We start from the raw sequence: 7,040 nt of genomic DNA on the forward strand, positions 1-7,040 counted from the left end.
ACCTCAAGGTGTCATTACGACGCGGCCAAGCGGCTTGGCTCTCTCCGCATATTCATGTGCCATCGAGGCGTCGCTCAACGGAAACACGCGGTCGATCACGACCTCCATGCGTCCCTCGGCCACGGCCTTGAGAAGCTGGATGACAGTTCCGTATACCGCCGGCCTCTCGAAGAGCGGCCCCATGAACACACCGTGCAGCGTTTGATTGTTCTGCATCGGCGGCCAGAGGTCGGCATGGAGGCTGCCGCCACCTGCATTCCCGACGAACACGAGGCGACCCTCGGGCGCGAGAGCGGATAAGGACGCTTGCAAAGTCGAACCGACAGGATCGATGACGAGGTCAGCCCCCATGCCACCGGTCAGCCGGAGAACCTCCTCAACGACATCCTTCTCCAGCCGATCGATGACATGTGATGCGCCGAGGCCGCGCAGGCGTGCCTGTCTTTCACTACCGCCCGCCACAGCAATGACGGTCGCGCCGGCGTCACGCGCCAATTGGACGGCAGCCAGACCCACGCCGCCGGCGGCAGCCTGTATCAGAACTGCCTCTGCCTTTTGCAAGCCGCCTCTAGTGATCAGACAATGATGAGCCGTGCCGAACGAAATCGGCAGGGCCGCGGCCTGTGCCATTCCGACGCCTTCCGGCAAAAGCCATGTGCGCGAGGCCGGGACGGACCAGAGTTCCGCATGGGACCCCTGCATATCGAATGCAGCCACCCTTTCGCCGACCGCCCGGTCGCGGACATTTTTACCAACGGAAATCACGGTCCCTGCAGCGGCATAGCCGACAATCCACGGGGATTGCTGTGGTGTCGACCGGCGATTGATCAGATCGCCGCCTTCAATGGAAATCGCCTCGACGGCAATAAGCACATCATCCGGCCCGCAAGCCGGATCGGGCACATCAGCATATCTCAAAACTGTCGGAGGACCGGGGTTGTCGTAAACTGCGGCTTTCATGTATTTTTCCTTGGCTGGCAGGGAGCATGATGCGACGCTATTTTTTCGCTTCGCGGTTCGGGAACGAAGGGATGTGCAGACTGCGCCGATTTTTCCACAGGGATCGGTTACCGATCGGTGCCCCGTCCGATTTTCATCGTGCGAAGCACCGGCTGCAGTGCGCTTTCACGCAAGCGCGCCGCCGTCGACGGTAAGGATCGTCCCTGTGATCTGCCGGGCGGCAGGCGTTGCGAGAAAAGCGACGGCGGCCGCGACATCTTCCGGCTGATTGAAGCGGCCAAGCGCGCTCAGGCTGCGCTGGTAGTCCGCTGATTCTCCCGTCTCGGGATTCGAATCGGTGTTCGTCGATCCCGGCTGAACGAGATTGACCGTTATGTCCCGAGCACCCAATTCTCGCGCAAGTCCGCGATTGAATGCCTGAAGCGCACTCTTGGTCATGTAATAGACCGTACCGGGCACGCCGACGATGCGATCCGCGCCCGCTGAGCCGATATTTATGATCCGGGCACCTTCCTTGAGGTGTGGAATGGCTGCCTTCCACGCCAGAACAGGCCCGCGGACGTTAACCGCCAGCAACGCGTCGAGATCCTCGACTGCGAAATCGGCAATATTATTGTATCGTCCTATCGCGGCATTGTTGACGAGAATGTCGAGGCCGCCCAGAGCCCGGACCGTCTCGTCCACGGCGTGTTGTATTGCGGCCGGATCGGCGCTGTCAGCCTGGATCGCGACGGCCGTGCCCCCCGCGGCCTGAATCGCCCGAACGAGTTGCGCGGCGCTCTCGGCTGACCGCTCATAGGTTATTGCTACATTCGCTCCCTTCCCAGAAAGAGCGCGCACAATTGCTGCGCCTATGCCACGCGAACCACCCGTTACCAGAGCATTCTTTCCAGCCAGTTCCTGCATAATCCGGACCCTTTCAATCTCATGTCGCCCCGATGCGCGGTCTCGAGGTATGTTCCACCTGATTACCGGGGATCGTGGCAGCTCAATTCGTTAAGCCTGAAGATAGGCGGGCACGGCGAAAGCTACATGCCCGATCTTCCCAGAGACTTGCCTGATCCTTCCAAATCACTACATGCCTGAGATGATGGCCGGCTCTGTGAAACCAATCACCCAACTGCTGAAGGACGTTGCTCCCTTTGTTGAGCGTCAGGGGGGAACCGTTGCCATTCCGACCCCTGTCCCGCGCCTGACGCTATGGACAAGTACACGCACCACGCCACCCACACCGGCGGTGTTCGAGCCGATGTTCTACGCCGTTCTACGGGGCACGAAGGTTTTGACCATGGGCGCCAATCGTTTCGAACTGCTGGCGGGCGACTGCGCGACATCGTCCTTCGGCCTGCCCTATATCCACCAGCTGACTGACGCGACGCCAGAGCTTCCCTACATCGGCATCAGCCTTCATCTCGATATCGGAATGCTCACGCGTGTCGTGCTCGACATGCCCAAGCATGAGGATCGCTGGACATGTGCGGTCGCATCAGACAATCTGAACGGACCTGTCGGCGATGCATTTGTTCGCCTTGTCGGACTTCTGGCCACGCCCGATGACGTCGGCGCGCTCGCGCCACACTACGAGTTCGAGCTCTATTATCGTTTGCTGCAAAGCCCGATGGGCGACACGCTTCGGCAGGTCGGACGGCGAAACGACCGGTTCCAGCAACTCAAGACGGCGGCCGACTGGCTTGCCACCAATCACAACGAACCGATTGTCATTCCCGAGCTGGCGGCCTCGTCCGGCATGAGCGTCACCTCTTTTCACCGGCACTTCAAGGCTGTCACGGGATTTAGCCCCCTGGCCTTCCAGCGTCATATACGCCTGCTGGAAGCCCGAAAGCTTCTCGCCTCCGGAAGCACCAATGTCTCCCGCGTGGCGTATGACGTGGGCTACGCAAGCCCTTCGCAATTCAGTCGGGAGTATAAGAGCATGTTTGGCACAGCGCCCGTCGCCGACCTGCAGCGCTGAACTCTTCCGGGGACGGCAGGCCAAAGCCTCCGCAAGCAATAATCGTAAAACGGAACACTGAAGACCTATTCCGGTTATTCCCAAGGCGTGTTGATGATCAACGCTGCCATACTGAATGAAGATTTTCGGCGTTATCGCCAGACAAGAAGCCTCTCGGCGGAGTGCACAAGCCCGTGCTGCGGTTCAAACCGGCTCCACACACGGCAAAACCTTTAAGGAGACAATGTATGGTCATTCATAAATTCGCCATTGCTGATGCAGCATTTGAACGCTCACCAGGACAAGACGGTGACATTTTCACCGCCAACCTCCTCGATCAGCGTCATGGCGGGCCGGTCACTATCGGATTCGGGCGTTATGGACCAAACCAGATTCTCGAAGAAACAATGGCCGTACACGACACGATGGTCATCCTGGAAGGAAGTATTACCGTTTCCGATAGCCACAAGACGGTGATGGCAGGTCCGGGAGAGATCATCGCCATGCAGAAAGGCGACAGGGTTACGATCCGCTCTCACGAAGAAGGAGCGTTGACTGCTTATGTGACCTATCCTCATTGGCAGCAGCCGTAGGCGTGATCGGCACAGGCAAGCACGGCTTTGGGCCAGGGTGCATCCGAGACTTTGTGAAGCCGGGTTGTTTTCGGATTGTTCGACTGTGTTTGGGTGCATCCACTTGCGCGCGTGCTCGGGGGCGGATTTGTGCTAGTGTTATGCTATGCCCGAAACGCAAGAAAGCCCTCTTTTGGGAGAGGGCTTTCGTGTTTACTTTCTTCGTAATTTTGGTTGCGGGGGCAGGATTTGAACCTGCGGCCTTCAGGTTATGAGCCTGACGAGCTACCGGGCTGCTCCACCCCGCGTCCAGCGCATTCGGCAAGGCCGAATGTCGCGGTTACGTCGTTGCTTTAGCGACGACGGATCTTTTCCGGAGTAAATTGCGGAGCAATTTATCTCCTGTAAGGGACGCACTTGGCGTTTTCCTTAAGTTTTGTCTTAAACTGCAAAAGGCCGCTTTTGGCGGCCCTTTTTTGTCGGCTGGGCCGAGGGATGTGATGAGAAGATTTTTGATGCGTTTTGCAGACCTGGCAGCGACCTACTCTCCCGCGTCTTGAGACGAAGTACCATTGGCGCTGGGGCGTTTCACGGCCGTGTTCGGAATGGGAACGGGTGCAGCCGCCCCGCGATAACCACCAGGTCGGCAAAACGCAACATTGTTCATGTTTTCACATGAACGTTGTTTTCGAGAAGCTGGAGAGCTCAAGGCTCTATTTAATTTACACGTCGTTTCTGTGACTTATCCGTATGTTGCCTTGCTCGAGGTCGAGCGTGGCGCCCATACAGGACGCTAGTCCGTCGCCAATCGTTTGGCGCGCCGTCTGCAGCGTAGTGGCCGAAGGCCACGTCAGCGTGAAGACAGAACAGATCATCAAGCTTCGCTTGATGAGCATGAACAATGGGAACGAAGAAGTCGATCGAGCTATTAGTAACGGTAAGCTTCACACATTGCTGTGCTTCCACACCCGTCCTATCAACGTGGTCGTCTTCCACGGCTCTGATAGGGAACACTCGTTTTCAGGTTGGTTTCCCGCTTAGATGCCTTCAGCGGTTATCCATTCCGTATATAGCTACTCTGCTATGCCCTTGGCAGGACAACAGATCCACCAGAGATACGTCCATCCCGGTCCTCTCGTACTAGGGACAGATCCTGTCAATATTCCTACACCCACGGCAGATAGGGACCGAACTGTCTCACGACGTTCTGAACCCAACTCACGTACCGCTTTAAATGGCGAACAGCCATACCCTTGGGACCTGCTCCAGCCCCAGGATGCGATGAGTCGACATCGAGGTGCCAAACAACCCCGTCGATATGGACTCTTGGGGGTCATCAGCCTGTTATCCCCGGCGTACCTTTTATCCGTTGAGCGATGGCCCTTCCACACGGGACCACCGGATCACTATGACCGACTTTCGTCTCTGCTCGACTTGTCAGTCTCGCAGTCAGGCTAGCTTATGCCATTGCACTCGACGACCGATTTCCGACCGGTCTGAGCTAACCATCGCGCGCCTCCGTTACTCTTTCGGAGGCGACCGCCCCAGTCAAACTACCCACCATACACTGTCCCGGATCCGGATAACGGACCGCGGTTAGACATCCACGAAGATAAGGGTGGTATTTCAAGGATGGCTCCACAGAAACTGGCGTCCCTGCTTCAAAGCCTACCACCTATCCTACACATGCCTTGGCGAATGCCAGTGTAAAGCTATAGTAAAGGTGCACGGGGTCTTTCCGTCTGACCGCAGGAACCCCGCATCTTCACGGGGAATTCAATTTCACTGAGTCTATGTTGGAGACAGCGGGGAAGTCGTTACGCCATTCGTGCAGGTCGGAACTTACCCGACAAGGAATTTCGCTACCTTAGGACCGTTATAGTTACGGCCGCCGTTTACTGGGGCTTCAGTTCAGAGCTTGCACCCCTCCCTTTAACCTTCCAGCACCGGGCAGGCGTCAGACCCTATACGTCGTATTGCTACTTCGCAGAGCCCTGTGTTTTTGATAAACAGTCGCTACCCCCTGGTCTGTGCCACCCCATCATACTTGCGTACAAAAGGGTCACGCTTCTTCCGAAGTTACGCGTGCAATTTGCCGAGTTCCTTCAACATAGTTCTCTCAAGCGCCTTGGTATACTCTACCTGACCACCTGTGTCGGTTTCGGGTACGGTCTATACGGTGGAGCTATTTCCTGGAACCTCTTCGCCGCCCAACCAATCCAATAAGGTTGAACAACACACGAGATCCGTCACTACCACCAGGCCCACGAATATTAACGTGGTTCCCATCGACTACGCGTGTCCGCCTCGTCTTAGGGGCCGGCTAACCCTGCTCAGATTAACTTTAAGCAGGAACCCTTGGTCTTTCGGCGAGGGAGTCTCTCACTCCCTTTATCGTTACTCATGTCAACATTCGCACTTCCGATATCTCCAGCAGCCCTCACGGGTCCGCCTTCACAGACTTACGGAACGCTCCGCTACCACTTGCATTGCTGCAAATCCTCAGCTTCGGTGCATGGCTTTAGCCCCGTTACATTTTCGGCGCAAAGACCCTTATTTAGACCAGTGAGCTGTTACGCTTTCTTTAAATGATGGCTGCTTCTAAGCCAACATCCTGGTTGTTTTGGGATCCTCACATCCTTTCCCACTTAGCCATGACTTGGGGACCTTAGCTGGAGGTCAGGGTTGTTGCCCTTTTCACGACGGACGTTAGCACCCGCCGTGTGTCTGCCGACTAGTACTCCTCGGTATTCGGAGTTTGGTTAGGATCAGTAAGACGGTGAGTCCCCATAGCCCATCCAGTGCTCTACCCCCGAGGGTATTCGGTCGACGCTCTACCTAAATAGATTTCGCGGAGAACCAGCTATTTCCGAGTTTGATTGGCCTTTCACCCCTAGCCACAAGTCATCCCGAACTATTGCAACAGTTATGGGTTCGGCCCTCCAGTTGGTGTTACCCAACCTTCAGCCTGCTCATGGCTAGATCACTCGGTTTCGGGTCTAATGCAACTAACTCAATCGCCCTGTTCAGACTCGCTTTCGCTGCGCCTACACCTACCGGCTTAAGCTTGCTAGTTACACTAAGTCGTTGACCCATTATACAAAAGGTACGCCGTCACCCTTGCGGGCTCCGACTGTTTGTAGGCATCCGGTTTCAGGTTCTATTTCACTCCCCTCGTCGGGGTGCTTTTCACCTTTCCCTCACGGTACTTGTTCGCTATCGGTCATGCACGAGTACTTAGGCTTGGAGAGTGGTCTCCCCATGTTCAGACAGGATTTCACGTGTCCCGCCCTACTCAAGGACAATGACTGTTCTACGCGTAAGGGGCTATCACCCTCTATGGCCGACTTTTCCAGATCGTTCCGCTTTATTCATCATTGCCACTGGCCTGGTCCGCGTTCGCTCGCCACTACTTGCGGAGTCTCGGTTGATGTCCTTTCCTGCAGGTACTTAGATGTTTCAGTTCCCTGCGTTCGCTTCTTACCCCTATGTATTCGAAAGTAAGATACCTTATCACAATGCTTGGAAACCCAGGCCGTTCGTTAAAACAGACTGGA

Annotated in this window: 4 protein-coding genes, 1 tRNA gene and 2 rRNA genes (1 of these 7 running past the window's edge); 2 read left to right on the forward strand and 5 right to left on the reverse strand. The window is 56.2% G+C overall.

Annotated elements, in window-relative coordinates; translation table 11 throughout:
* Positions 1 to 3 precede the first annotated feature (3 nt).
* Positions 4 to 960 carry a quinone oxidoreductase family protein gene (locus ACZ47E_RS10775; RefSeq protein WP_278067020.1) on the reverse strand — a complete coding sequence of 319 codons (957 nt, stop codon included), beginning with the start codon at positions 958 to 960 and terminating at the stop codon, positions 4 to 6.
* 165 nt (positions 961 to 1,125) lie between these two features.
* Positions 1,126 to 1,866: an SDR family NAD(P)-dependent oxidoreductase gene (locus tag ACZ47E_RS10780; RefSeq protein WP_278067021.1), complete on the reverse strand. Its 741-nt coding sequence runs from the start codon at positions 1,864 to 1,866 to the stop codon at positions 1,126 to 1,128.
* Positions 1,867 to 2,062: 196 nt separating this feature from the next.
* Here ACZ47E_RS10780 and ACZ47E_RS10785 point away from each other — a divergent pair, with 196 nt between their 5' ends.
* Together ACZ47E_RS10785 and ACZ47E_RS10790 are read left to right on the forward strand one after the other, a co-directional pair.
* A complete protein-coding gene (locus tag ACZ47E_RS10785; RefSeq protein WP_278067022.1) occupies positions 2,063 to 2,932 on the forward strand; it encodes an AraC family transcriptional regulator in 870 nt (289 codons plus the stop codon).
* Positions 2,933 to 3,159: 227 nt separating this feature from the next.
* Positions 3,160 to 3,504 carry an ethanolamine utilization protein gene (locus tag ACZ47E_RS10790; protein WP_004443592.1) on the forward strand — a complete coding sequence of 115 codons (345 nt, stop codon included), beginning with the start codon at positions 3,160 to 3,162 and terminating at the stop codon, positions 3,502 to 3,504.
* Positions 3,505 to 3,714: 210 nt separating this feature from the next.
* Here the strand turns inward: ACZ47E_RS10790 and ACZ47E_RS10795 are convergent.
* From ACZ47E_RS10795 to ACZ47E_RS10805, 3 genes are all read right to left on the reverse strand, one after another.
* Positions 3,715 to 3,791, reverse strand: a tRNA-Met gene (locus ACZ47E_RS10795).
* 220 nt (positions 3,792 to 4,011) lie between these two features.
* A 5S ribosomal RNA gene (gene rrf / locus ACZ47E_RS10800) occupies positions 4,012 to 4,126 on the reverse strand.
* Between the two features lie 264 nt (positions 4,127 to 4,390).
* Positions 4,391 to 7,040 (reverse strand): 23S ribosomal RNA (locus tag ACZ47E_RS10805) (it continues 149 nt past the right edge of the window).

The organism is Agrobacterium sp. 5Ca39 (genome assembly GCF_055382365.1).